Genomic DNA, 24207 nt, shown 5'->3' on the forward strand with positions numbered 1-24207 from the left:
TGGTTGTGGAAATACAATGGAAAATTCAGGAAAATATCAAAACTTCTACTTCGTGGGAATTGGCGGCATCGGGATGAGTGCGCTGGCCAGATACTTCCATGCAAGCGGAAAAAATGTGCTGGGCTACGATAAAACCGTGACCAAACTGACCGAAGCGCTGGTTTCGGAAGGGATAGATATTGTTTTTGAAGATACCATTAATCCTAAAATAGCCGCTCTGAAGCCAGAAGAAACCCTGGTTATTTATACCCCGGCCATCAAGCAGCTTCATATTCTGGACTATTTCACAGAGCAGGGGTTCGAGGTGATGAAACGGGCAAAAGTTCTGGGTCTGATTACCCGGAATACAGAATGCATTGCCATAGCAGGAACGCACGGAAAAACCACCACGTCATCCCTTGTAGCACATCTGTGCCACGTGGCACAATTGCCGTTTTCGTGTTTTCTGGGCGGTATAGCAGAAAATTTTAAATCTAATTTCCTGTTTAACGGGAGCGATATTTCTGTGGTAGAAGCAGATGAGTATGACCGCAGTTTCCTGAACTTATCCCCGGACTGGGCGGTGATTACCTCTACAGATGCAGATCACCTGGATATTTATGGGGATCCGGCAACCATTCAGAAAGGATTTCAGGATTTTGCAGACCTGGTACCGGAGGACCGGCAATTGTTTGTAAGAAAAGGAATAGAGGTAGGTCGCAAATGCGTCACCTATGCGGTAAATGAGAAAGCAGATTATTATTCAGACCACTTGCGAGTGGAAGATGGGATGATGCATTTTGATTTCCATAACGGAGATGAGGTGATCCCTTTTTCCTGGCATACGCCCGGCATTCACAACGTAGAAAATGCCACGGCATCCATCGCTTTGCTGCATCGCCACGGAGTGGATTTTGAAACGCTACAGAAGGGAATTGCCGGTTTTCAGGGAATAAAAAGAAGGTACACCATTCACAGTTTTGAGAGTGGTAAAGTATATATTGATGACTATGCCCATCATCCTACGGAACTGGATGCGGTCATTGGATCCATCAGAACGTTTTACCCCGGCAAAAAACTGGTGGTGGCGTTTCAGCCGCATCTGTTCAGCCGGACCCGTGATTTTGCGGCTGGTTTTGCACGCAGCCTCAGTGCGGCAGATGAACTGATTCTGCTGGATATTTATCCGGCGCGCGAACTTCAGGAGAACTATCCGGGAATCACCTCGGACTGGCTGCTGAATCAGATAGAGACCGGGAAAAAGGAGGTTTCCTCTTTGGGCGATGCTTTTTCCAGAATCAGAGAAAAAGATTTTGATGTTTTACTTACCGTAGGAGCCGGCAATATAGATACCCTGTATGATGGGATTGTGGACTGGCTTTCCGGCGAAATGATATCTATGAATGAGCAGGCATGAAGAATAAATTCAGAATATTAAAAATATTGGTCACCGTCATTATTTTCGGGTGTCTGCTGAGTTTTTCCTTGAAGAGATTCAACAATGCCCCGGTAGATGTCATTACGGTGAACCTTATAGAGCAGAAGGGCAAGGATAAAGTGTATTTTATAGATGAAAAAAATGTGAAAGATTTTATCCGCAGTAAAAATACTTCAGGAAAAGTAGGAGATGTGGATATTCCGTATCTGGAAAAGGAAGTGAAAAATTTTCCGTCTGTAGACAGTGCAAACGTGTATCTGAATCTGAATGGAGACCTGAATATTGACATCCTGCAACGGGTTCCTGCTTTCCGGCTCAGTAAAAACGGAGAAGATTTTTATGTGGACCATAAAGGCGTGGAGTTCCCCGTATCCAGAATTTACTCGCATCCGGTAATGCTGGTCCAGGGAGATGTAAAGCGGGGCGAATACAGAAAACTGGCTGAACTGGTAGATAAAATAAAGAAAGACGATTTCAGCAATAAATATTTTATAGGAATCGTGAAGGAAAAAGGGGATTATAATCTCCTTACCAATGATGGATTTTATAAAGTGGAGATTGGCTCATTAGAGAATATCGACTTCAAGGTGAAAGGCTTTAAAACTTTTGTCAAAAAATATCTGATATATCAGAATCCGGAGAAGTACAATAAGATATCCGTGAAGTATGACAATCAGGTGGTCACAACGCTGAATCCCCGATTTCCGGAGAATGACAGTATTCTGGCAGTAGGCAGAAAGGAACTGGCCAAAATACCGGAACTGCTGGAACGCCGGGAAGCAGCAGGAAGACAGGCCGCAATGCCTGCACGGGCGTCACAGTGAATGAAAAAAAAGAGATAAAACAAAATCAAATCAATATACAAATGGAAAATCAAGAGTATTCAGTAGGACTGGACATCGGTACAACCAAAATTGTAGCGATTGTAGGCCGCCGGAACACTCACGGAAAAATTGAAGTTCTGGGAGTGGGCAAAGCCAAGAGCCTCGGCGTGCACAAGGGCATCGTGAATAATATTTCACAAACCATCAATTCTATAAAGGCAGCGGTGGCAGAGGCACAGGCCAGCGCCGGTGTAGAAATCAGAAAAGTAACAGTGGGCATAGCGGGTAAGCACATCCGGTCTCTGCAGCATTCGGATTACATTATGCGGGAAAACCCGGATCTGGTCATCGGCGAGGAAGACATTGAAGCTTTGAAAGAACAGGTGAAAAAGCTGGTCATGATGCCGGGCGAAGAAATTATTCATGTCCTGCCACAGGAATTTAAAGTAGACAGCCAGGGAGACATCCATGAACCCATCGGGATGCACGGCAAAAGACTGGAGGCTAATTTTCACGTAGTGGTCGGTCAGATGGGGAGTATTAAGAATATTGTAAGATGCGTGAAAGAGGCCGGTCTGGAAATGGAATCCCTTACTCTGGAACCGCTGGCCTCGGCAGAAGCTGTATTGGCCAAAGACGAGAAGGAAGCCGGCGTAGCCATTATAGACATCGGTGGTGGCACCACAGATATTGCCATCTTTAAGGACAATATTATCCGCCACACCTGCGTCATTCCGTACGGCGGTGGCATTATTACAGATGACATCAAGGAAGGGTGTTCCATCATAGAAAAATATGCAGAGCAACTGAAGGTAAAATTTGGTTCTGCACTGCCCGATATGGAAAAAGAAAGTACCTATGTCACCATTCCCGGGCTTCATGGCAGGGCAGATAAGGAAATTTCGCTGCGTACGCTGGCAGAAATCATTGGGGCCAGAGTAGAAGAAATTCTGGAAATGGTTAATGTAGAACTGAAGGCCTATGGCGCCTTCGAAGAAAAAAAGAAACTGATTGGGGGTATTGTGCTTACCGGTGGCGGGTCTAACCTGAAGAACCTGAGACAGCTGGCCAATTACAGTACAGGATTTGACAGCCGCATCGGCTTTGCCAATGAATATGTGGTGAATGATAAAAGCCAGCACCTTAAAGGACCGGAATATGCCACTTCCATAGGATTGCTGATGGAAAGTCTGAAAATCCGGGACCGCAAGGAAATGCCGGAGCACGAACCGGTGCAGCGGGAACAGAAAAGTGAAGTTAAAGAAACGTCTGCCTCCGATGGCGATGGATTCCGTGGCGAAGAAATTCCGGAAGAGGTCGCGACCGAGGAACCAAAAAAGGTAAAACTGACCCTGGGCGAAAAACTGATGAACCAGGTAAAAAGATTCTTCGAGGAAGTAGAGTAACGCTTCCGCAGTATATAACTAAATAAATATTCAAGAGATATGGAAAACAACAGCACACACGGGTTTTCATTTGATTTGCCAAAGGGAAATTCATCAATCATAAAAGTTATAGGCGTAGGTGGCGGCGGTAATAATGCACTGATGCACATGTACGAAAAAGGAATTCATGGGGTAGACTTCATCATTTGTAACACAGATGCCCAGACACTGGATAATAATCCGGTTTCCAATAAAGTACAGCTCGGGTTAACCATTACCGAAGGACTGGGCGCAGGTGCAGATCCCGAAGTAGGAGAAAAAGCAGCCATAGAAAGTATAGATGACATCAAAGCAGCCCTGGGACAAAACACCAAGATGGTTTTCATTACTGCCGGAATGGGTGGGGGTACCGGAACTGGTGCAGCACCTGTGATTGCCAAAATTGCCAAGGAAATGGGAATCCTTACCGTAGGTATTGTAACCGTTCCGTTCAGCTTCGAGGGCAGAAGACGTCTGGATCAGGCAGATACCGGACTGGATAAACTGCGGGATAATGTAGATTCCCTTATTGTCATCAATAACGATAAACTGCGTCAGCAGTTCGGTAACCTGGGCTTCAAGCAAGGGTTCTCTAAGGCAGATGAGGTACTGACCAATGCAGCCAAAGGTATGGCCGAAGTCATTACAGCACCTTTTACCATTAACATAGACTTCAGGGATGCGAAATCTGTACTGCAGAATTCCGGTACGGCACTCATGTCTACCGGCGTGGCTACCGGCGAAAAGAGAGCCGAAGAAGCCGTGAAAAAAGCGCTGGATTCCCCGCTGCTGAATGACAATAAAATTACCGGTGCCAAAGATGTCTTGCTGCTTATTCAGAGTGGAAGCAATGAGGCTGCCGAGGCTACTATGGATGAGATAGGTCTCATTAATGACTATATCCAGAGTGAAGCCGGAAATACCGCCAATATTATCTTTGGGGTAGGTACCGATGATGAACTGGGAGATGCTATAAAAGTGCTGGTGATTGCCACCGGTTTCGCCAAAGATAACCGTAAAAATACCGGACAGGTAGAGAAAATCAAAATCAACCTGGAAGATTATACAGAAAAGACAGCGAAGCCATCCCCTTTTGATACCAAAACCGAAGTCAGAACAGAACCACAGGCGTCTCTGGGTGCCACCGGTCTGTTTACGCTGGATGCAGAAGATGACGAAACCGATGAGCCGGATCATTCCCCCAGAGCAACTGCTGCTGAAGAACCGGTGACGTTCCGCGTAGTAGATAAGGAGCAACCTTCCGTTCAGGAAGATGTTCAGGAACTGGATCTGTTTTCTTTTGATGAGGAAAGCAGTGATGCCAGTGATCTGCAGGCACAGTCGTTTACCTTTGAAACCGAAGACCGGCCGCAGCAGACGCAGAAACAACCTGAAGAAACACAGGCGAAGGAAGTCTCGTCTTTTTCTGATGAGAGCCCCATGGAATTCAGTTTTTTCGTAAACGAACCGATTCATGAACCCGTAGCTGAAGTCAGCAAGCCTGCGGAAATAGTGAAACCCGAAACGGTTCAGAAAACAGAAGTGCTGAAAACAGAATCACCCGTAACCAACATTGTGGAAGCTCCCGGAGAGGTAGTAGAAACTACAGAAGATGAGTTGGTATTCATCAGTAAAAAAGTGGATGAGGATAAAGTTTTTGAAAGAAGAAATAAACTGAAAGAATTCAACTCCAGATACCAGGTGGTGGATCAGGAAAGTGATTTTGAAACCGTGCCTGCTTTCAAAAGAAAAAACATTGCCGTAGAAGGGCATAATGCGTCTCAGCAGCAGGTACGGACCTATCTTTCCGAAAATAATGACGGGCAGATGCAGGTGCGGGAAAACCGCTTCCTGAATAAGGACGTAGATTAATCAGTACATCATGAAATCCCCGGGATCGTGGCTTGCCATGAGGGTCAGAAGATTCCGGCGATTTCCAAAAATCAGCTAAAAAATGAGTTTAGAAAATACCATTACCGAAGCAATTAAAACCGCAATGCGGGAAAAAGATAAAGTGGCGCTGGATTCACTGCGTGCCGTGAAAGCCCAGATTATGCTGCTGAAAACCGAAGCCAGAGGTGCAGAAGTGACCCCGGAGCAGGAGATTGCCATCTTGCAGCGCATGATCAAACAGCGTAAAGATTCTTATGATCAGTTTACGGCTCAGGGTCGTGCAGATCTGGCCGAAGTAGAAACCGCTCAGATGCAGGTCATAGAAAAATTTCTGCCCAAACAACTGACTGCAGAAGAACTGGAAACGGAAATTTCCGGAATTATTTCCGAAACAGGTGCCGAATCCCTGAAGGATCTGGGCAAAGTGATGGGTGTGGCATCCAAAGCTCTTGCCGGCAAATCCGACGGTAAAAGCATCTCCGAAATGGTGAAAAAATTACTTTCATAATTTCATTGCGCAGGTTCTTACCTGCACATTAGTAAGGATATACAACCTTTGCATATCGATTTGATTGGAACCCGGAGCCCCGTGCTTCGGGTTTTTTATGGCTTGTGCTTCAGCAAATGAAAAATTAACCTTTGGTTAACAGCAAGCTCAGCATTCTCTTTTAACTTTGAAAAATGATTTTGGAGAAGCGCAATACTGAAATTGTAGTCCTTTCAGATATTCACCTGGGTACCTATGGATGCCATGCCCGGGAACTGGTCGCCTTTCTGAAAAGTATCAATCCCCGGCTTCTTATTCTGAACGGTGATATTATAGACGGCTGGGCTTTCTCTAAAAAATATTTTCCTAATGCCCATATGGCAGTGCTTAGTGAGTTTTTCCGGATGATGAAGCAGGGCACCAAAATCATCTACATCACCGGCAATCATGACGAGTTTCTACGGAAATATTCTGATCTTACCATGGGCAATCTCTTCCTTACCGATAAATATTTGCTGGAAATTGATGGCAAAAAGCACTGGATTTTCCATGGCGACATCTTTGATCATACCACCAAAGGCGGTGCCAGAGTTATTGCCAGAATCGGAGGGATTGGTTATGACTGGCTCATCCTGCTGAACCGGGGAATCAACCGGATTCTGGAGTCCTTCGGGAAGCAGAAGGTTTCACTATCCAAAAGGATAAAGAATTCCGTAAAGAAGGCGGTAAAATTCATTGCCGATTTTGAAGAAAAAGCCATCGAACTGGCCATTGATCATGGCTATGACTTCGTCATTTGTGGCCATATTCATATGCCTGTAGACCGGGAAGTGGTCACGCAGCAAGGAAAAACCCGCTATCTGAACTCGGGCGACTGGATCGAAAATCTCTCGTGGCTGGAGTATCAGAATGGTGAATGGCAGCTTTGCTTCTTTGACAAAGAAAACTATCAGCAACCGGAAATAGAAGCGTACAATACAGCTGTGAATCTGGAAGAGCTCATCAGCCCCACCAGTTTTTCCGCTTTTTCTGCCGGAAATTTCTCCGGAACCCAGTCCTGATTCCCCTGTAAATCCCCCGGAATCAGCCGGGTGCTCAGTCGTCAGGATTCAGTAAGGCATCCCAACCCTGTGCGGTAATCCGGGACAATTCGTTGCTTCCCCTCAGTACCATGTAATTCCCGTCCTCCTGTTCTGTGGCGTGACCGATAATGGTGAAATCCGGATGATTTTTAATTTTATCATAATCGCCGGACGCTATGGTGAACAGCAATTCATAATCCTCACCACCATTCAGGGCGCAAACCGCAGGATTCAGGTTAAATTCATCGGCTGTGGTAATGGTAAGGGTATCCAGCGGGATCTTCTCCTCATACAGGCGGAAACCTACACCAGACTGATCAGAAAGATGCAGAATCTCTGATGCAAGCCCGTCAGAAATGTCAATCATGGAAGTGGGCTGTATGTCCAGTTCTGCCAGAATACTGCGGACATCCGTGCGTGCTTCGGGTTTCAGTTGTCTTTCCAGCAAATAATCATAACCGTCCATTTCCGGTTGCATATCAGGATTGGCCAGAAAAACCGCATGTTCTCTCTCCAGAATCTGAAGTCCCAGATAGGCGCCGCCCAGATCTCCGGAAACCACCAGTAAATCATTGGGCTGTGCGGTGCTTCTTTTGACTATTTTATCCTCCGTTTCCATACCAATAGCGGTGATACTCAGAATAAGACCTGCATTGGAGCTGGTCGTGTCACCCCCTACGAGATCCACATTATACCGCTGACAAGCCAGCGCTACACCTTCGTAGATCTCCTCCAGTGCTTCTACCGGAAAGCGGTTAGATACCGCTACAGAAACCAGAATTTGCGTGGGAGTGGCATTCATGGCGGCAATATCGCTCAGATTGACCACCACCGCTTTATAACCCAGATGCTTCAGCGGGACATAACCCAGATTGAAATGTATGCCTTCTGCCAGAATATCTGTGCTGATGACCACCTTGCGGCCTTGCGGGTGGATTACGGCAGCATCATCACCAATGGCAATCATCGTGTTTTCTTTATTAAAACTAAATTTTTCGGTAAGGTGTTTGATGAGTCCGAATTCGCCCAGGGTAGCAATCGGGGTTCTTTGTGGGTTTTTTTCTTCAAGCATGGCAGTGAATTTGGTAAAGGGTTCGGGTTACTTCAGAAAAGAGGGATCAATATTCTCTGGCCGGAATGGCAGTGCCTTGATGTCTTCTCTGGTGAAGGTACGGTGATTTTCAGATTTAAATTTGATCAGTACTTCCAGAATATCATCCGGCGGGGTGGTAGATTTGCGAAGCATCATGTCTATCCACACGCCGAAAGCTTCTGCGGTAGCACAGTGCGTCCCGTCTGGCAGGTAAAATTTATGAAGGAAACGATAGATGCTTCCGTCTTCAGAAAAACCGTCTATTTCCAGGCTTACATATACTTCCTGATCCATATAGATCTCCTTGAAGAAGGAAAATCGTTCGTGCAGGATTACGGGCCCGATGCCCCAGCGGTTCAGTTCTTTCAGCCCCATTTTATTTTTAGCCATAAAAGACATGCGGGTCTGCGCACAGTACTCTACATACGTAGAATTGGCCAGGTGGCGGTTCGCATCAATATCGCTCCAGCGAACTTCAAATTTATGATGGTAAACAGACATATTTTTGATATTTTTTGAAGGGTCAAATTTACGCATTAATCATGGGGTAGAAAAATTGTATTTTTGCTGGCAGTAATGGATAAGAAATCAGTCATCATCATCGGCGGGGGAGCCGCAGGCTTTTTCTGCGCAGCCAATCTGGACGAAAGACTGTTCCGGGTGAAAATCCTGGAACAGAATTCGGACGTACTTCAGAAAGTGAAAATTTCCGGTGGCGGGCGGTGCAATGTAACGCACGCCTGCTTTGATCCGGCAGAGCTCACCGGTTTTTATCCGCGGGGACAGAAAGAATTGCGCAGTGTTTTCCATAAATTTCAGCCTGGAGATACCATGGAATGGTTCAGCACTCGGGGTGTGGAACTGAAGGTGGAGGCTGACAACCGGGTTTTTCCGGTTTCGGATTCGTCCCAAAGCATCATCAATGCGCTGGTGAATGCTGTGACAGAAAAAGGTTTTGAAATATGTACCCGCTCGGTGGTCACGGCCATTATACCACAGGGAACGCAGTATCTTGTAAAGACCGCTGATGAAACTTTTGAAGCAGATGATCTGATTTATTGTACCGGCAGCTCGCCCAAATCCCTGAAGATGATTGCAGGGCTGGGGCATCAGATTGTAGAACCGGTGCCTTCCCTGTTTACGTTTAACATTAAGCATGATTTGCTGAAAGATCTGCCCGGAACCAGTTTTCCAAACGCTGAACTGTCTATACCCGCACTGAAAACAGAAGAAAGCGGCCCACTGCTCATTACCCACTGGGGACTCTCCGGACCGGCAGTGCTGAAGATTTCTGCATGGAAAGCACGTGAACTTGCCGCCCTGCAGTACCGCACAGAACTGGTGGTAAATTTTGCAGGCATTCCCCGGAGTGATGCAGAAGAAATGCTGATGGATTATAAGCAAGATCATCCGAAAAAAACGGTGGGAGCGGCAAAGATTTTTGAGGTAACCTCCCGGTTCTGGCAGCAGCTGCTGAAAGTTCAGCAAATCAATCCCGAAAAACAGATGGCCAATCTTTCTGCCACAGAGATTCAGATGATTGTTAATTTCTTGTGCCAGAACAAAATGCAGATTACCGGCAAATCTACTTTTAAGGATGAGTTTGTAACGGCAGGCGGCGTGGAACTGAAGGAAATCAACTTTAAGAATATGAGTTCTAAACTGCTCCCGAATGTATATGTAGCCGGCGAAGTTCTGAATATAGACGCCGTGACGGGCGGGTTTAATTTTCAGGCCTGCTGGAGTGAAGCCTGGCTGATTGCTCAGGATTTAAATGAAAAAACGGATGTCTGGTAAATAAAATTTTGCTAAATCACACGTTTACAGTCAAAATTTTTTGTGCGGTACATTATTATTCAGAAAAAATGATTACTTTTGCACACTCAAATAAATAGTTAACAACCTAAAATTTATAAACAATGTTTGCAATTGTAGAAATAGCAGGGCTTCAATACAAAGTTGAGCAAGACCAGAAATTGTTTGTAAACCGTCTGAGCGGGGAGAAAGGAGACAAAGTTACTTTTGACAAAGTTCTTCTTACCGTAAACGGTTCTACAACAGTGGGCGCCCCGGCTGTAAGCGGCATCACCGTAGATGCTGAAATCGTGGATCATCTGAAAGCGGATAAAGTAATCGTCTTCAAAAAGAAAAGAAGAAAAGGATACGCCGTAAAAAATGGACACAGACAATCCCTTACTCAGATTGTGATTACCGGTATTACTGGTTTTGACGGTGCGAAGAAAACAGCAAAGAAAGAAACTGCTGAGCCTAAAGCGGCGAAGACAGAGAAAACGGCTGCTGTAAAAGGTGACGCTGCTACCGTAAACTTCGGTGAAGATCATGAACTGAACTACAAACTGAAAAAATTCAACCTTTCTCAGTCCAAAGACAACAGAGCACTTCTGGTTTCTTTAGGTAAAGAATTGAAGGAAGAGTCTGGAGACGCAGTGCTTACGCATGAGCAGGTAGATGCACTGATTGAAAAAAATCTGGAAAAATTTGCAGCAAAAAATTAATCAATAAAAATCCAAAAATAAAATGGCACACAAAAAAGGAGTTGGTAGCTCCAAAAACGGTAGAGAATCACATTCCAAGAGACTTGGAGTGAAGATTTTCGGTGGACAAGAGGCTATTGCAGGAAACATTATTGTAAGACAAAGAGGTACGCAACACCACCCTGGTGATAACGTAGGTATGGGGAAAGACCATACACTTTTTGCTCTTGTAGATGGTAAAGTAGTTTTCAGAAAGAAAGCCAATAACAGATCTTTCGTATCTGTAGAATCAAACGCATAAGAATTTACGCATACAATTCATAATCCCGGCACCGTGCCGGGATTATTTTTTTTTGGTCATTTCAATTAAGGTTTAAGCGTTAAAAATAGCTATTTTATTGCACCGGTAAGCAGTGTTTGGAATTCCGCGTGCTGACGGTTATTCTGAAAAATACTGAATCAATAAAAGAACTGGAAACCGGCTTTGACGCCAAACCGTGAAGCATCCGGATTCTGAAGGTAGTTGCCGCGCCAGTTGAAATCTACACGGAATATCCTGAGGTTTCCGAACCCAATATTCTCAATCCCGAATCCGTACTCGTAATAGATGTTTCTGTCCGGGGCAGCGTATTTGAAACCTTCTGTATTGATCATTTTGGATTCCTCGCTTAGTGTGCCGTAAGCCGCACGGATAAAGGCCACTTCACGAAGTTTCAGTTTTTTGATTAATGGAATAAAGGAAAAAATTTTCCCGTTGAAATGGTGTTCCAGATGTCCCGTAGCATACGAATCTGCCACAAATTCATAGTAATTGAGCTGTGAAAATGTATTCGGAGCCAAGCTGTATGACTGGTTGCCGGGTATCACGTTCTGCAACGCCAGCGGCACAGGATCAAAGTTTTTACCGGCTTCCACATTGAGGAAAGATTTGCCCCAGCTGCCAATCAGCATGGGTTTGTAAAACATGAACTGTAATTTGTTATAACCATAGTCCGCATTAAAAAGATTTTTCAGTCCGCGGGTATATTTCAGAACCAGGGTGGGGGCCAGCGTGCTGTGCTCATAACGGTCTACACCGGTCTGAGAATATTTGGCGCCCGGTCTGGCAATCAGACTCAGTGTCAGATGGCTGTCGTTTACCGTTTTGCGCAGGTTCCCTTCCGTATCATGATAATACAGGTTAAAGCCTTCTTCGTTGGCAGATTTGATGCTTTGCAGGGTTCCGTCCGCCCGGATGGTGAAGTTTTTGAAAGGGTCAACAGCAGCAAAAACATTGGTCTGGTTTACCGAACTCAGCGAGGCATTTTCGCCCCTGCCGAAAACGGATGACGAGGCAAAACTCCTGGACATAATGCCGTCATCAGTGGTGAGTTGCACGCCCAGCTGCATAATGTCCCTGCGGGTGCCTGCGCCCAGCGTGAAACGGTTTACCTTATTGAACATATACTTGCCTTCTACTCCGTATTTAAACTGCCGGTCGCGAAATCCATAGGCTCCGTATCCCTGCAGCCGCCAGTCGTCATTCTGAGAAAAATACGTGCGCCCTCCCAGCCGGATGCGGTGCCCTTCTACTTCATTAAAGCCATAAACCGAATAAATATTTCCAATGTCTATGGCATTTCCTACATTGTAATATCCGGAAGCGAAGGTTTCATATGCCTTTACAATGCGCTGAAATCTCGGGGTTTCTTCCAGTTTTTCCAGCATTTCATAAATGCCCTGCTCAGTTTGGTTCAGCGAGTCTGTACGGGCGGCTTGCCAGTAGGAATCATCTTTCTTCAGGACCGCTGTGGTGAGCTCGCTTTCCTTTACTTTAAAATCATCTTCGCTCAGGGGGATTTCAAAGGTATAATCTGTGTAGTCCACGCTTCGGGTGGCAGTGAGGCTTTTGGCGTTTTTACCTTTGGAGAATGGCGAGAGGTCCAGCGTAGTGCGGTATTTCTTCGGCAGGAACGTCTCTTCATCCGGATTATCGTATTCCAGTTCGGTGAAAATTCCATTCACAAAATTCACGCTCATTTTTCTGGTAGAGCGCAGGGTAGCCTGTACCACGGCATAATGGTCTGTGGAAATATACAACTGACCCTGAAATGCAAGGACATCCGCACGTTTTGGCTGATACCGGATCTGGTACACCTCCTGGCCGTTTACCTGCAAGGTATCAGTAAGTTCGTAATGGTAGGTACTAAAGCCGTCCCGCGAGACGGGGCTCTGAAATCCGATATCGAAATAATTGATGGTGTTATCGTAAATATCAATTTCCTTGTACAGATTTTTGGCAGTAAGGGTGACAATCTGATTGTCCTCGAATCCGGAAGTTTTCTGCGCGGTAAGGGTGCGCTTTTTGCGGACCGAAGGTTCATTGCGGCCTATATTTTCGTAAACCGCTTCGTTCAGAAATATGGGCAGCGCCAGCGCACCATTGGCAGCAGAATCTGCATAATCAAATATGAAATCCAGCTTTTTAAAAACCTTACGGTTCATAAAAGCACTGTCTAAATTGGCCGCATCAAACTGAATTTTTTCGTATTCCCGGAAGGAGTAAGTTTTGTATTTATGTAAACCATTATTGCGTTTGCGCTTCCAGACTTCCTGCATAATGGCGTACGCCGGATTTTCTTTTTTATTTTTGTAGCGCCTGGTTACTTTGGTGACCACCACTTCTTCCAGTTCTTTTTCCCGTTCTGTCTGTGCGGCAATCCAGCTGCCGGTAAGCAGCAGCAAAATCAGAAAAAATTTTGGTAGAAATATATTGTTCACGTAAGCCTGGGTTCTATAAAATCTGATTTCACTTTGCAATAACTGTGCTAAAGTAAGTGATTCGGCAGCAGGGTGGCCTGTTTCCGGATGTGGGGAGCGCAGGAAAGGAGTTTTTTCTTAGCTAATCACGCTTTGTCCTGTTTTTTTATAAATTTAGCATTGATGAATTCCCAGACCATTGGCAGTATGGAAATCCCGATAATCCCGAAAATAACGGTTTCAAAATTCTCCTGCACAATCGGGATGTTCCCGAAAAAGTAACCCAGCAGGGTAAGGCTGAAAACCCAGATGATGCCGCCGATGATGTTAAAGCGAAAGAACGTGCTGTAATTCATGGATCCGATGCCGGCCACGAAAGGGGCAAAGGTGCGCACGATGGGAACAAAACGTGCAATGATGATGGTTTTCGGTCCGTTTTTTTTATAAAAGTCCTGAGTCTGCTCTATGTATTTCGGATTCACCAGGCGGTTGCCCCGGAATTTCCAGTTCAGCATCTTCAGACCAAGATTTTTGCCGAGGTAATAATTGAGTGAATCGCCGGTGATGGCTGCTACAGTAAGCAATCCCAGAATGAGCCACAGATTGAGACTGGCCGTTTCCCCGGTACTGCCTATCACACCTGCACAGAACGTGCCGGCTGCAAAAAGCAGGGAGTCTCCGGGCAAAAATGGCATGACCACCAGACCGGTTTCCACAAAAATAATGAGAAATAAAATAAGGTAGATCCACACCCCATAATCTACAATCATGGTAAAGAGGTGCTGATCCAGATTTAAAAAGAAATCCAGTACGGATTGCAAAAATTCCATAAGTTGATTAAAAACAACTGCAAAAATACTGATAACCATTTTCATAACAGAACTTCTGCCTAAATTTTATGTAAAATTAACTTTTGACATTAATGTGCAACCGGATGCGGAGGAAGATAAGCGCTGAGAACCGCCAAATACGATGTTATGATCGCTTTTGTAGTGCGGTACGGGCTGGGGCAGTCAGCAGCGCATTTGGTAGTTTGAGGAAAATGTCAGTATCTTGAAGAACAAATAGTGACTTTCATTCAGCAAGTGAATGAGGGTCCGGGACCGTTAATTTCATAATTTTAAAAAAAACTACACAATGAAAAAAATTGCTTTACTGTGTGCTTTGGTAATGTATGTGGCATTATCTGCACAAAATTTAACAATGAATGAACTGTATAATCTCCGGCAGCAGAGTTTGAGTCAGGTTGATTCTTATCTGAAGAAAAAGGGCTGGTCTTTTGTGAAAGGCGCAGAACCGGGATATAATAAAATGGGATCGGCTTTCTATGAATATCATACGTATGATGATGTACCCACTATTTCTTATTTATACAGTCGTGCAGGTGTGCGCAGGGTAATGCTGAGAATGAAGAGTGAGGAACTATATGACGAATACCTTACGGAGCTCACCACGCAATCAGGAAGACCGGAAGCGAAGAAAGATGCGCTGGGCGGTCTGGTTAAAATTTTCAAAGGAAAAACCACCACATTCTGCCTTACGGAAGCAAACGTGTCTTCTTCTTCAGGCGCAAAATCTATGCTGTACTTTGTGACATTATATGCCAACAGGGATTTTGAGACACAGGTCAGACATAAGTTTACAGATTTGTAAGGCTCACGTACCGTAATTGTCAAGGATTTATCCCACAAAAAAACCACCACATTTCTGTGGTGGTTTGCTCCTCTTCTTGGGCTCGAACCAAGGACCCTCTGATTAACAGTCAGATGCTCTAACCAACTGAGCTAAAGAGGAATGTTGCTATTTGTGTTAAGCGTGTGCAAATATAAAAACTTTTTTATTTACGCCAAAATATTTTGAGGGAAAAATTGTTAAATTTTTCCCGTGAATATCTTAAAGATGTCATTACCAAAGATTAACAACATTAATCCTAATAAGAAAATTACCCCAATCATTTGGGCATTCTCCAGAATTTTCTGAGGAACCGGCTTTCCGGTAATGATTTCCCACAAGGTAAACATCACGTGTCCCCCGTCCAGACCCGGAATCGGAATCAGATTCAGGAAAGCCAGCCATACCGAAAACATGGCGGTGAAACTCCAGAATGCAGGCCAGTTGATGCTCATGCTGCCGGACTCACTTTTCTCTACCGGCATCATTTTTACAATGGCAATGGGGCCACCCACACTCTTGTACCCCTGAGTCTTGGAATTGAAGATAATTCTGAACTGTTTTACTTGTGATGTCAGCGCCTCAATGGTTCTCTGAAATCCACGCGGTATGGCTTGCAGGAAACTGTATTCTTTGGTCACTCTCACGTTATGATCTGCTTTTTGCAACGCCGCAGGATCAAAAGCAAAGCCCAGTTTGCCATCGTCTGTTACCGTTGCTTCCAGTTGCAGCGTCATGTGGCTGCGTTCTACATTCAGCGTGACTGTTTTGCCTTTTTGCATATCGAGCTCTTCGCTCAGTTCATCAAAATACGGGGTAGATTTACCGTTGATGCCCGTAATCAGGTCACCTTTCTGAAGACCTGCTTTTTCGGCAGCACTGTTTGGTAGTACAGATTCTACCACCGTTTCAAAACGCGGAGCCAGGTATAATTTGGCTTCACGCTGGCGGATGACTTCTGCAATGCCCTCTTCATTTACCGGGAAAGTGATTTCTTTGCCATCTCTTTCTACGGTAACATCATTGCTGAACAGGATATTCAGGGCGGCAGTTTCGTAGCGGTCTACTACTTTGCCGTCTACTTTCAGAATTTTATCTCCGTTCTGGAATCCCATTTTCTTGCCGGAACCCATCACCCCGATGCCGTCTTCAAATTTATTCAGGTCACGATAGGTTTCGCCGTTAAAGAAGCTCAGGCAGGAATAGATGATCCATGCCAGGAAAAAATTGACGGTTACTCCGCCCAGCATAATGATGAGTCTCTGCCAGGCCGGTTTGCTACGGAATTCCCACGGTTGTGCCGGCTTTTTCAGCTGTTCGGTATCCATACTTTCATCCACCATACCGGCAATTTTCACATAACCTCCCAGCGGAAGCCATCCGATGCCGTATTTGGTGCTCTCCTGGTGTTTTCTCCAGTCGCTGTCCGGCAGATTGTCAATGTTTACCGGTACTTCTTTGGTTTCCCCGTTCACGGTAATGGTTTCGGTATCGGGCAGGTTTTTACTCAAAAATTTATATTGCCATTTCCCGTTGATTTTCTTCATGGAAAAAAGTGAAAACCAGGGGTCAAAGAATAAGAAGAATTTCTCTGCTCGGGTCCGGAACCAGCGGGCGGGAAGAAAATGCCCTAACTCGTGGAGGAGTACTAAAATAGAAATGCTGAGTATGAATTGAAAGATCTGTAATGCTAATTCCATTAAAATTTTTATTAATTTGCAAATGTACTAATTATCAAAAGCATGCCAAAAGGAATCTGTAGATATTCGTGAACGTTTTGTCAGATTTCAGTGCAGGCATCAGCGGTTCTCATTAAACGGAAACAGATGCTCTGGCATGAATGGTATAAAAAATAGAGCATATGAAAATATCAGGTATCAGTCTGGACATCGCCTGGAAAGATAAGGCCCGGAATTTTAGCAAAATAGAAGACACTTTTCTACATGAAACGGCAGACTTGTACTTGCTGCCCGAAATGTTCTCTACGGGATTCTGTATGGAACCGGAAGCAATTGCCGACCGAAATGAGGAAACTCTGATGTGGATGAAGGGATTTGCTGCCCGTAAAAATGCGGCAGTATGCGGTAGTGCATCGGTGCAGGACGGCGGTCGTTTTGTAAACCGGATGTACTTTGTGTTTCCCGATGGCCGTTTTGAGTTTTATGACAAGCGCCATCTTTTTTCTTTTTCCGGCGAAGATCAGGTGTACAGCAAAGGACAGGAAAGGGTTGTGGTAGAATATATGGGCTTCCGGATTTTACTGCAGGTATGTTACGATCTGCGTTTCCCCGTATTCTCCCGTAACCGTGGCGATTACGATGTAATGCTGAATGTGGCCAACTGGCCGGAGAAGCGTGCGGACGCCTGGGAACATCTTCTGAAAGCGCGCGCCATTGAAAATCTGTCCTATGTGTTCGGGCTGAACCGCATCGGAACAGATGGCAATAATCTTTACTACCGGGAAAGTTCCAGGGTGTGCTTTGCAGACGGGTCAGATATACACCGGAAAGAAGGAAATATCATCTCTGCTGAATTTGATTTGGAGAAACTCAGCGATTTCCGGAGTCATTTCAGATTCCTGGATGACCGGGACGAGTTTACCATTCATTAATCCTCAGTTTCATTGGCAAAATCTGTCAGCAGCCTGGTCAGGGTGTTTACATCATGGACGCCGCTTTGCTTGTACAGCAGACTGCCGTTTTTGAAAACCGCCAGCGTAGGAACACCTCGTACGCCGTATTGGGCAGCAATGGCCGGGTACTGGTCTACGTCTATTTTCACAATGCGGGCCATATCGCCTATGTGATCTTTCACCGTGGTCAGTACAGAGGACTGCACTTTGCAGGGTCCGCACCACGTGGCGAAGAAGTCTATGAGAACGGGTCTGTCAGACTGTATAAGTTCCTGAAATTTCTGTGACATGGATATGTTTAAATGGTTAAATCAATTTTTTGTTCGGCTTCATCGTCATCAGGTAGTTTAAGGGGTGGAGTGTCATCCATGGAAAATTCATCCCGGTAAACCTGCAGCAGCAGCACGGTCATGGAAACCAGAATGGGTCCGAAAATAAGGCCCATAAAGCCAAACAGCTTCATTCCCATAATAATTCCGAAGACGGTATTCAGCGGATGGATATTCTCCAGTTTTTTCAATAAGGTAAACCGCAGCACATTATCGGTAAGTCCTACGACAACAAGGCAATAGATCAGCAATCCGATGCCGGAACTGGTATCGCCTTCCGCCACCATATAGATGCCTACCGGCACGAAAATAATGGCGCCGCCTATGATGGGAATCATGGACGTAACCGCGGTCAGCGCAAAGAGTAAAACGGGACTCGGAGCACCAAAGATATAATAACCCACCAAAGCCACCAGACCTTGTCCCACGGCCACAACCGGAATACCTACGGCATTGGCAATCACAAGCTTTCTGAATTTCTGTCCGATGAGGTTGATGTTGGCTTTCTTAAGAGGGGCTGCCGAAGCCACAAGTCGCTCAAAGGTTCTGGGCTTTTCCAGCATGAAATACAGCATGAAAAACATGGATAATATCACTGAAAGTGTATTGAATGTCCCGCTCAGGGCAGACGTGGAAATGCTGGCAACCTGATCTTTTACTTTGTCCAGCGTTTCCTTACTCAGAATATCAAAATTTGTTTTTGCGTAAATGAAATCATGGATTTTATCCAGAAAAATATTGAATTTCTCCATATATTCCTTGGAATCTCCCAGACGCTGAACAATCATATCGCCTATCAGATAAACAGGAATTACCAGAACCACCAGGCAAATCAGAATGATGAGCAGGGAAGCCCAGACCGGTTTCCACTCGCGGATTTCCTGCAGATAAAAATTAAATTGCCTGCACACGATATACAGGGTGAGCGCTCCCAGTACAGAGGGTATAAACATGGCCAGATTCCCAAGAATCAGTGTGATGAGTGCGGTGATGATGAGGATCAGAAAAACCTGTTTGATTTTTACCGGGCTTATTTGTGAGTTGGAATTCGGCATAAACAGATGAGTTTAAAAAGAGCAACAGTGTTATGCTGTCGCTCTTTTATTATTTTTTAGGTAAAGGCTTATGACTGCGCAATCTGCCTCGGTACGCCATTGTAGGCCACATAGGCACTGTACATGGCGGCGTAGAAGAACGGAGCGGTAGCCAGAATACCGATTCCACACAGAATAATTCCCGCAATACAAATCAGAAAGGCCACAAAACTTACACCAAGAAGCGTTCCGTAATTGGCTTTGGCAATGTTAAAACTTTTTGAGAGTGCTGCAGTAGCACTTGCGTTTTCAAACAGAATGATCGGGATTCCCAGGAAAAACAGCGGCAATACGAAGAATACCGGAATAACACAAAGCATTGCAGCAATCATCAGGCAAATACCCATAATCAGTCCGTATACAATATACTGAACCGTATTCTGTCTGAACCCGATGAAGAAATCGCCGAAACCTACAGATTGCCCGGTGTTTACCTTATGCATTGCATACACGAAACCGGCATATACCGGATACAGAAGCAAGCCGAAAACATAAGAAAGAATGATGCTTTCCTTATACCCCGGCACACTCATCATCTGGGTAATGGCATCTGTGGGATTCATAGAGCCGCCACTCATCATGTCTTCCATCTGAGCCTGCGCCTCCAGTTGATTATAACCTACCAGTGAGCCCAGCAGCGTAGAAACCAGTGAAGAAACAATCGCAATAAGGATGATGATTAAAATGCTCCAGCCAATAATTTTTACGTAATGGTTGAAACCATGACTGATGATGTCGCTTAGATTTCGCTGTGGGGCAGTGCCCTGCGTGTCAAATTCATTGAATGTGTCCATTGTTTATTTTTTAATGATTTAAATGTATAAATTTTTTTCAACCCGGACAACAAAGCCTTCCGACTATTTGTTTTCTTTGAAAATGTTACGGTAAAGGGCGTATATCACCGCATGGGGAAAGGCAAATGTAAACGGAATCAGAAACATTGTGAAGAAACCGGCATATTTCACCATCAATGCCAGTACAAGTCCTGCAAAAACCGATGGAAAGAAATGTCGCCACGCTTTGATGTTGTACCCGAAGGTTTCAAATATTCTTTTATCCATAAAAAACATCAGCGGCCCTGTAAAAAGGGTAAGCGCTACCCAGATCATGCCCAGAATAAGCGTGGGTGCCGTGTACAGGAAGATGATGAGCCAGAATAAATAATAGCTGGTGTAGATGAAGAAATTGATGCCCAGATACCCTGCAAAAAGGTCCTGAACTGATATTTTTTCGCCCAGATCAATCTTGCGGAACATTTTGTAGAAACCCATATTCAGGGGGAACAGCAAAACCAGGGTACCAATGAGCGCCCATGTAAAATTCATGTAATTGGGATTCTCGGCCATGGCTTTCTGAGCATCTACCATGCTTCCGCCGTTTTGCATGGACTCCACACCGGCCAGATAGTCTGCCAGAATTCCATAATGATCCGCAAAAAAGAATAATACCGTAATTAGAACGGAGAAATACAGCAGTGAAAAAATAATCTGATACAGCAGCGTTCTGTTCCAGTAAAAAAGAGCTTCCTTTAAAACATTCTGAATGCCGGCCTTTCCCGGATCTTTCTCAATCATCAAACCTAAATTTCTGCAAAGTACGCTTAAAAAAATTATTTTTGCGGAATGAAACAGCAATTTCACCCGGCATTTGATACCATGGACGCACTTTCCATGCAGGGCGAACCCTTCTTTTTTATGGTTGATTTCCTAATGGAGCAGGTGGAAGTCTTTCCGCTGCATGAGTTGGAAATTGCGCCACTGTGGATCAGTTTTCCGGGACTTAACTCCGGATATAGACCAGAGGAAATTCAAAAACCATTGCTGCTAAGCGCCAGGCCAGTGTCTGAAGAAGTGTACAAAAAAGGGTTTGATGAGGTTCAGAAGCATTTGAAACTCGGCAATTCCTATCTGGCCAATTATACCACCCAAACGGAAATTGAAGTTAATTATTCACTGGAGGAAATTTTTCTGGCTTCATCAGCAAAATATAAAGTCCTGTACCGTGACCGCTTCGTGTTTTTCTCACCGGAAACTTTTGTGGAGGTTAAAGATCAGCGCATTTATACCCACCCCATGAAGGGAACTATAGATGCAGCAGTGCCCGATGCAGAGCAGGTACTGAAGAATGACATCAAGGAAAAAGCCGAGCATTATACCGTAGTAGATCTCCTTCGGAATGACCTCAGTATGGTGGCTGATGAGGTAAGGCTTACTGAATTTCAGCGGATTGACTTTATCAGAACTCGACAAAAAAACCTGTTGGCCATGAGTTCGGAAATCAGCGGTGCGCTGAAACCTGAATTTCAGGATAAAGTGGGTTCGCTGATGAAAACATTACTGCCGGCAGGCTCCATTCTGGGTGCTCCCAAGCCGAAAACCTTGGAAATCATTCTGGAAGCCGAAGAGTATCACCGGGGTTTTTATACCGGTGTCTGCGGTTATTTTGACGGCCAAAATCTGGACTCCTGCGTCATGATCCGGTTTGTCGAAAAGCTGAATGATCAGTTGTTTTTCAAAAGTGGCGGTGGCATCACTCATTTAAGTAAATTAGCAGACGAGTATCAGGAAATGAAAAACAAAATTTATGTCCCAGTTCATTGAAAGTATTAAAATTGAGGATCAGAAACCTTTTCTGCTGAATCTGCATCAAAAACGTGTGAATGAAACCTTTGCGTATTTTGGCAAAGAAGGAACTGTGAATCTGGAGGCCGTTGTAAAAGCACTGGATCCGGATGAAAATGGTCTGTTTAAACTGCGCGTGGTGTACAGCCTGGATCATACCTTCAGTACCCGCCTGATTCCTTATGCCATTTCCTCCATTGAGTCCTTTGAACTGGTGGAGCATAATTTCCTGGACTATGCCTTTAAATCTGAGGACCGCAAAATTTTCGATCAGATGAAAGCCCGTGCCAAATCTCCGGAAATTATCATTGTAAAAAACAATCACATCACCGATACTTCTTTTTCTAATCTGCTGTTCAAAAAAGGCAAAACCTGGTACACGCCATGTACCTGCCTGCTGAACGGGGTGCAGAGACAGCATCTGCTGAAAACCAAAAAAATAAAAGAGGCCGATATTACCCTGCAGAATATCCGTGAATATTCTCATTTTCAGTTAATTAATGCGCTCAATGATTTTGATGATATGTTCATCTATCCTTTGTCCAGAATCCGCAATCTGCCCGGAAATGACGATGATTTTCTGCTCTGAAAAATCTAATCCAGATGTCTGAAATAATCCTTCAGGATTTCTGCATTTTCTACAGCTGAGGTATCCACTTCCAGAATTTTGGGTTTGCTATCGGGTTTAAAGAAGTTATCGAGGACGCGGATCAGCGTTTCTTCGTCATCCACACGGGTGTATCCGAAACCGAAATTTTTGGCCATCAGTTCGGCATTGCGTTGGTGTTTGGTCAGGATGAACTCGTCTAGCGCATTGGTAGAGGCGGGTCCGGGGATGATTCTGAAAATGTCGCCACCGCCATTATTGAAGACGATGATGCGGGTATAGGGCGGAATATACTGATTCCACAATCCGTTAATATCATAGAAGAAACTCAGTTCACCGGTAATGAGCAGGGTGGGCTCGGGATTCTTCATGGCGTATCCCATGGCTGTGGAGGTGGAGCCGTCTATGCCACTGGTACCGCGGTTGCAATGCACGTGGTATTTCTGAAAATCAAACAACTGTGCATACCGGATGGCTGAACTGTTGCTGAAGTGCACATGCCAGTTTTCCGGAATTTTATAGGACAGTATTTCAAAAAGCTTGAAATCTGAAAAGGAGGATCTTCTGCAGTATTCCAGGTGTTTTTCGTCCTTTTTATCGCGCAGCACATCCCAGAGATTGAAATAGGTGCGGGGTTCCAGTGCAATGAAATTCAGGAGCCTTCCAAAGAACGCCTCGGCAGAAACTTCTATTTTTTCAGTCAGCGCAAAGTAGGTATCCGGTTGCCAGTGCGGGTCTATGTGCCAGTGCTGTTTGGGTGCCGCCTTCCGCAGAAACTGTTTTACTCTTTTGGATACGACGTTCTGCCCCACTGTAATCAGAAGATCAGGGGCATAGGTTCGGAAATCTTCTTCTGTAAAGGAAGTGATGTAGCGGTCTGTATGGCTGAAAAACTTGGGATGATTCAGGTTAGAGTTCACTTCTGTAAGGACTACAGCACTGTGATTCTTTACCAGTTGCTGCAGTTGCATGTCCAGATCCTTGCTGTGATCGCGCGTGCCGGTCAGAATCATAATTCTTTTTGCCAGATTCCACTCTGCTACCAGCGTACTAGGAATTTCATATTTCTTTTTCTGTATCGTTTTTTCTACGGCAGGATACATGGGCAGTTCAGAAAGTAATTCGTACAGGGGTTCTGCCAGCGGTATATTGATGTGTACCGGGCCGCATTTTTCCAGACAAAGTTCAATGGCTTTTTTTGCAAGATTAAAGTTGGTATCGTCTGCGCCTTCTGCATCGTCTTCCAGCAACTGGAAATCCCCGTAAGAGTGCTGCTGAAACAGGTGCTGCTGCCTGATGGTCTGGCCATCAAACAGATCCACATAATCTGCGGGGCGGTCTGCAGTAAGAATCAGCAGGGGGATGTTCTGATAAAAAGCCTCGGTTACGGCAGGATAATAATTGGCCGCCGCCGAACCGCTGGTGCATGTGATGGCTACCGGTTTCTTTTCACTTTTTGCCATGCCCAGTCCTGCAAATGCTGCGCTGCGTTCATCTACAATGCTATAGCAGTTAAAATCGTCTGTTTCAGAAAAATGAATGGCCAGAGGTGCGTTTCGGCTTCCGGGTGAAATGACCACATTGTGAATGCCATATTCTTTTAACATATGGGCCAGAATTTGTATGCTGCGTTTAGACGTAAATTGTTTCATTGAAAGTATCTGCTTTATTTTTTATTCCTGCGGAGCAATGCCGGCAAAAGGTAAGTAAAATTTTTTATCTGAATTTCTTAATGTTGAAATATGGGGCTTGTTTTTATCATTAAGGGTTTCAGATTGACGTTATTATATTTATTAAGC

23 protein-coding genes and 1 tRNA gene are annotated in these 24207 nt (G+C 44.9%); 13 read left to right on the forward strand and 11 right to left on the reverse strand.

Annotated elements, in window-relative coordinates; all coding sequences use genetic code 11:
- Nucleotides 1-16: 16 nt before the first annotated feature.
- The 6 genes from murC to LKO26_RS09725 all read left to right on the forward strand — a co-directional run bounded on the left by murC (nucleotide 17) and on the right by LKO26_RS09725 (nucleotide 7106).
- Nucleotides 17-1396, forward strand: a complete 1380-nt coding sequence (gene murC, locus LKO26_RS09700) for a UDP-N-acetylmuramate--L-alanine ligase (protein ID WP_227587658.1) — start codon at nucleotides 17-19, stop codon at nucleotides 1394-1396.
- Nucleotides 1393-2241, forward strand: coding sequence for a cell division protein FtsQ/DivIB (locus tag LKO26_RS09705; protein WP_227587659.1), 849 nt, complete (start codon nucleotides 1393-1395; stop codon nucleotides 2239-2241). The genes murC and LKO26_RS09705 overlap by 4 nt, the downstream gene beginning before the upstream one ends.
- Before the next feature lie 41 nt (nucleotides 2242-2282).
- Entirely contained in the window at nucleotides 2283-3647 is a 1365-nt protein-coding gene (ftsA, locus tag LKO26_RS09710; protein WP_227587660.1) for a cell division protein FtsA, read from the forward strand.
- Nucleotides 3648-3686: 39 nt separating this feature from the next.
- The gene (gene ftsZ, locus LKO26_RS09715) at nucleotides 3687-5537 is read left to right on the forward strand and encodes a cell division protein FtsZ (protein WP_227587661.1); all 1851 of its coding nucleotides are present in this window, start codon (nucleotides 3687-3689) and stop codon (nucleotides 5535-5537) included.
- A gap of 82 nt (nucleotides 5538-5619) precedes the next feature.
- Nucleotides 5620-6066 (forward strand): GatB/YqeY domain-containing protein, encoded by a 447-nt coding sequence (locus tag LKO26_RS09720; RefSeq protein WP_227587662.1) that lies wholly within the window; start codon nucleotides 5620-5622, stop codon nucleotides 6064-6066.
- A 173-nt stretch (nucleotides 6067-6239) separates the two neighbouring features.
- Nucleotides 6240-7106: a UDP-2,3-diacylglucosamine diphosphatase gene (locus tag LKO26_RS09725; protein ID WP_227587663.1), complete on the forward strand. Its 867-nt coding sequence runs from the start codon at nucleotides 6240-6242 to the stop codon at nucleotides 7104-7106.
- A gap of 34 nt (nucleotides 7107-7140) precedes the next feature.
- Here LKO26_RS09725 and thiL read toward each other — a convergent pair whose 3' ends face one another.
- Nucleotides 7141-8199, reverse strand: a complete 1059-nt coding sequence (gene thiL / locus LKO26_RS09730) for a thiamine-phosphate kinase (protein ID WP_227587664.1) — start codon at nucleotides 8197-8199, stop codon at nucleotides 7141-7143.
- Nucleotides 8200-8226: 27 nt separating this feature from the next.
- On the reverse strand, nucleotides 8227-8721 hold the full coding sequence (locus LKO26_RS09735) for an acyl-CoA thioesterase (protein WP_227587665.1): 495 nt from the start codon (nucleotides 8719-8721) through the stop codon (nucleotides 8227-8229).
- Between the two features lie 75 nt (nucleotides 8722-8796).
- On the opposite strand from LKO26_RS09735, the gene LKO26_RS09740 reads away from it, so the two are divergent.
- From LKO26_RS09740 to rpmA, 3 genes are all read left to right on the forward strand, one after another.
- Nucleotides 8797-10017 (forward strand): NAD(P)/FAD-dependent oxidoreductase, encoded by a 1221-nt coding sequence (locus LKO26_RS09740; protein ID WP_227587666.1) that lies wholly within the window; start codon nucleotides 8797-8799, stop codon nucleotides 10015-10017.
- Between the two features lie 122 nt (nucleotides 10018-10139).
- Nucleotides 10140-10736 carry a 50S ribosomal protein L21 gene (gene rplU / locus LKO26_RS09745; RefSeq protein WP_227587667.1) on the forward strand — a complete coding sequence of 199 codons (597 nt, stop codon included), beginning with the start codon at nucleotides 10140-10142 and terminating at the stop codon, nucleotides 10734-10736.
- Nucleotides 10737-10758: 22 nt separating this feature from the next.
- Nucleotides 10759-11016, forward strand: a complete 258-nt coding sequence (gene rpmA, locus LKO26_RS09750) for a 50S ribosomal protein L27 (protein WP_227587668.1) — start codon at nucleotides 10759-10761, stop codon at nucleotides 11014-11016.
- 158 nt (nucleotides 11017-11174) lie between these two features.
- On the opposite strand, the gene LKO26_RS09755 is transcribed toward rpmA, so the two are convergent.
- Complete coding sequence (locus LKO26_RS09755) at nucleotides 11175-13475, reverse strand: DUF5686 family protein (protein WP_227587669.1); 2301 nt, start codon at nucleotides 13473-13475, stop codon at nucleotides 11175-11177.
- Nucleotides 13476-13600: 125 nt separating this feature from the next.
- On the reverse strand, nucleotides 13601-14284 hold the full coding sequence (locus LKO26_RS09760) for a DedA family protein (RefSeq protein ID WP_227587670.1): 684 nt from the start codon (nucleotides 14282-14284) through the stop codon (nucleotides 13601-13603).
- 307 nt (nucleotides 14285-14591) lie between these two features.
- Here LKO26_RS09760 and LKO26_RS09765 point away from each other — a divergent pair, with 307 nt between their 5' ends.
- Entirely contained in the window at nucleotides 14592-15107 is a 516-nt protein-coding gene (locus LKO26_RS09765; RefSeq protein ID WP_227587671.1) for a hypothetical protein, read from the forward strand.
- Nucleotides 15108-15174: 67 nt separating this feature from the next.
- Here the strand turns inward: LKO26_RS09765 and LKO26_RS09770 are convergent.
- Together LKO26_RS09770 and rseP are read right to left on the reverse strand one after the other, a co-directional pair.
- Nucleotides 15175-15248 (reverse strand) — tRNA-Asn (locus LKO26_RS09770).
- 77 nt (nucleotides 15249-15325) lie between these two features.
- On the reverse strand, nucleotides 15326-16825 hold the full coding sequence (gene rseP, locus LKO26_RS09775) for an RIP metalloprotease RseP (protein WP_227587672.1): 1500 nt from the start codon (nucleotides 16823-16825) through the stop codon (nucleotides 15326-15328).
- A 161-nt stretch (nucleotides 16826-16986) separates the two neighbouring features.
- Here rseP and LKO26_RS09780 point away from each other — a divergent pair, with 161 nt between their 5' ends.
- On the forward strand, nucleotides 16987-17736 hold the full coding sequence (locus tag LKO26_RS09780; RefSeq protein ID WP_227587673.1) for a nitrilase-related carbon-nitrogen hydrolase: 750 nt from the start codon (nucleotides 16987-16989) through the stop codon (nucleotides 17734-17736).
- Here the strand turns inward: LKO26_RS09780 and trxA are convergent.
- The 4 genes from trxA to LKO26_RS09800 form a co-directional block, all read right to left on the reverse strand.
- Nucleotides 17733-18047, reverse strand: coding sequence for a thioredoxin (trxA, locus tag LKO26_RS09785; protein ID WP_227587674.1), 315 nt, complete (start codon nucleotides 18045-18047; stop codon nucleotides 17733-17735). The two genes, LKO26_RS09780 and trxA, sit on opposite strands and share 4 nt — an antisense overlap.
- 8 nt (nucleotides 18048-18055) lie before the next feature.
- Nucleotides 18056-19141: an AI-2E family transporter gene (locus LKO26_RS09790; RefSeq protein WP_227587675.1), complete on the reverse strand. Its 1086-nt coding sequence runs from the start codon at nucleotides 19139-19141 to the stop codon at nucleotides 18056-18058.
- A 68-nt stretch (nucleotides 19142-19209) separates the two neighbouring features.
- The gene (locus tag LKO26_RS09795; RefSeq protein ID WP_227587676.1) at nucleotides 19210-19974 is read right to left on the reverse strand and encodes a beta-carotene 15,15'-monooxygenase; all 765 of its coding nucleotides are present in this window, start codon (nucleotides 19972-19974) and stop codon (nucleotides 19210-19212) included.
- Between the two features lie 63 nt (nucleotides 19975-20037).
- Complete coding sequence (locus LKO26_RS09800) at nucleotides 20038-20754, reverse strand: hypothetical protein (protein ID WP_227587677.1); 717 nt, start codon at nucleotides 20752-20754, stop codon at nucleotides 20038-20040.
- A gap of 48 nt (nucleotides 20755-20802) precedes the next feature.
- On the opposite strand from LKO26_RS09800, the gene LKO26_RS09805 reads away from it, so the two are divergent.
- Together LKO26_RS09805 and LKO26_RS09810 are read left to right on the forward strand one after the other, a co-directional pair.
- Entirely contained in the window at nucleotides 20803-21780 is a 978-nt protein-coding gene (locus LKO26_RS09805) for an aminodeoxychorismate synthase component I (RefSeq protein ID WP_227587678.1), read from the forward strand.
- Entirely contained in the window at nucleotides 21764-22390 is a 627-nt protein-coding gene (locus tag LKO26_RS09810) for an aminotransferase class IV (RefSeq protein ID WP_227587679.1), read from the forward strand. Before LKO26_RS09805 ends, LKO26_RS09810 begins: the two co-directional genes overlap by 17 nt.
- A gap of 5 nt (nucleotides 22391-22395) precedes the next feature.
- Here the strand turns inward: LKO26_RS09810 and menD are convergent, their stop codons facing one another.
- Entirely contained in the window at nucleotides 22396-24060 is a 1665-nt protein-coding gene (gene menD / locus LKO26_RS09815) for a 2-succinyl-5-enolpyruvyl-6-hydroxy-3-cyclohexene-1-carboxylic-acid synthase (RefSeq protein ID WP_227587680.1), read from the reverse strand.
- Nucleotides 24061-24207 lie beyond the last annotated feature (147 nt).

The sequence above is a fragment of the Chryseobacterium sp. MFBS3-17 genome (assembly GCF_020687745.1).
GTDB lineage: Bacteria > Bacteroidota > Bacteroidia > Flavobacteriales > Weeksellaceae > Marnyiella.

What these genes read in the sequence shown, in the direction of transcription:
- murC (WP_227587658.1), top strand. Translation starts at nt 17, where the DNA reads ATGGAAAATTCAGGAAAATATCAAAACTTCTACTTCGTGGGAATTGGC.
- LKO26_RS09705 (WP_227587659.1), top strand. Translation starts at nt 1,393, where the DNA reads ATGAAGAATAAATTCAGAATATTAAAAATATTGGTCACCGTCATTATT.
- ftsA (WP_227587660.1), top strand. Translation starts at nt 2,283, where the DNA reads ATGGAAAATCAAGAGTATTCAGTAGGACTGGACATCGGTACAACCAAA.
- ftsZ (WP_227587661.1), top strand. Translation starts at nt 3,687, where the DNA reads ATGGAAAACAACAGCACACACGGGTTTTCATTTGATTTGCCAAAGGGA.
- LKO26_RS09720 (WP_227587662.1), top strand. Translation starts at nt 5,620, where the DNA reads ATGAGTTTAGAAAATACCATTACCGAAGCAATTAAAACCGCAATGCGG.
- LKO26_RS09725 (WP_227587663.1), top strand. Translation starts at nt 6,240, where the DNA reads ATGATTTTGGAGAAGCGCAATACTGAAATTGTAGTCCTTTCAGATATT.
- thiL (WP_227587664.1), bottom strand. Translation starts at nt 8,199, where the DNA reads ATGCTTGAAGAAAAAAACCCACAAAGAACCCCGATTGCTACCCTGGGC.
- LKO26_RS09735 (WP_227587665.1), bottom strand. Translation starts at nt 8,721, where the DNA reads ATGTCTGTTTACCATCATAAATTTGAAGTTCGCTGGAGCGATATTGAT.
- LKO26_RS09740 (WP_227587666.1), top strand. Translation starts at nt 8,797, where the DNA reads ATGGATAAGAAATCAGTCATCATCATCGGCGGGGGAGCCGCAGGCTTT.
- rplU (WP_227587667.1), top strand. Translation starts at nt 10,140, where the DNA reads ATGTTTGCAATTGTAGAAATAGCAGGGCTTCAATACAAAGTTGAGCAA.
- rpmA (WP_227587668.1), top strand. Translation starts at nt 10,759, where the DNA reads ATGGCACACAAAAAAGGAGTTGGTAGCTCCAAAAACGGTAGAGAATCA.
- LKO26_RS09760 (WP_227587670.1), bottom strand. Translation starts at nt 14,284, where the DNA reads ATGGAATTTTTGCAATCCGTACTGGATTTCTTTTTAAATCTGGATCAG.
- LKO26_RS09765 (WP_227587671.1), top strand. Translation starts at nt 14,592, where the DNA reads ATGAAAAAAATTGCTTTACTGTGTGCTTTGGTAATGTATGTGGCATTA.
- rseP (WP_227587672.1), bottom strand. Translation starts at nt 16,825, where the DNA reads ATGGAATTAGCATTACAGATCTTTCAATTCATACTCAGCATTTCTATT.
- LKO26_RS09780 (WP_227587673.1), top strand. Translation starts at nt 16,987, where the DNA reads ATGAAAATATCAGGTATCAGTCTGGACATCGCCTGGAAAGATAAGGCC.
- trxA (WP_227587674.1), bottom strand. Translation starts at nt 18,047, where the DNA reads ATGTCACAGAAATTTCAGGAACTTATACAGTCTGACAGACCCGTTCTC.
- LKO26_RS09790 (WP_227587675.1), bottom strand. Translation starts at nt 19,141, where the DNA reads ATGCCGAATTCCAACTCACAAATAAGCCCGGTAAAAATCAAACAGGTT.
- LKO26_RS09795 (WP_227587676.1), bottom strand. Translation starts at nt 19,974, where the DNA reads ATGGACACATTCAATGAATTTGACACGCAGGGCACTGCCCCACAGCGA.
- LKO26_RS09800 (WP_227587677.1), bottom strand. Translation starts at nt 20,754, where the DNA reads ATGATTGAGAAAGATCCGGGAAAGGCCGGCATTCAGAATGTTTTAAAG.
- LKO26_RS09805 (WP_227587678.1), top strand. Translation starts at nt 20,803, where the DNA reads ATGAAACAGCAATTTCACCCGGCATTTGATACCATGGACGCACTTTCC.
- LKO26_RS09810 (WP_227587679.1), top strand. Translation starts at nt 21,764, where the DNA reads ATGTCCCAGTTCATTGAAAGTATTAAAATTGAGGATCAGAAACCTTTT.
- menD (WP_227587680.1), bottom strand. Translation starts at nt 24,060, where the DNA reads ATGAAACAATTTACGTCTAAACGCAGCATACAAATTCTGGCCCATATG.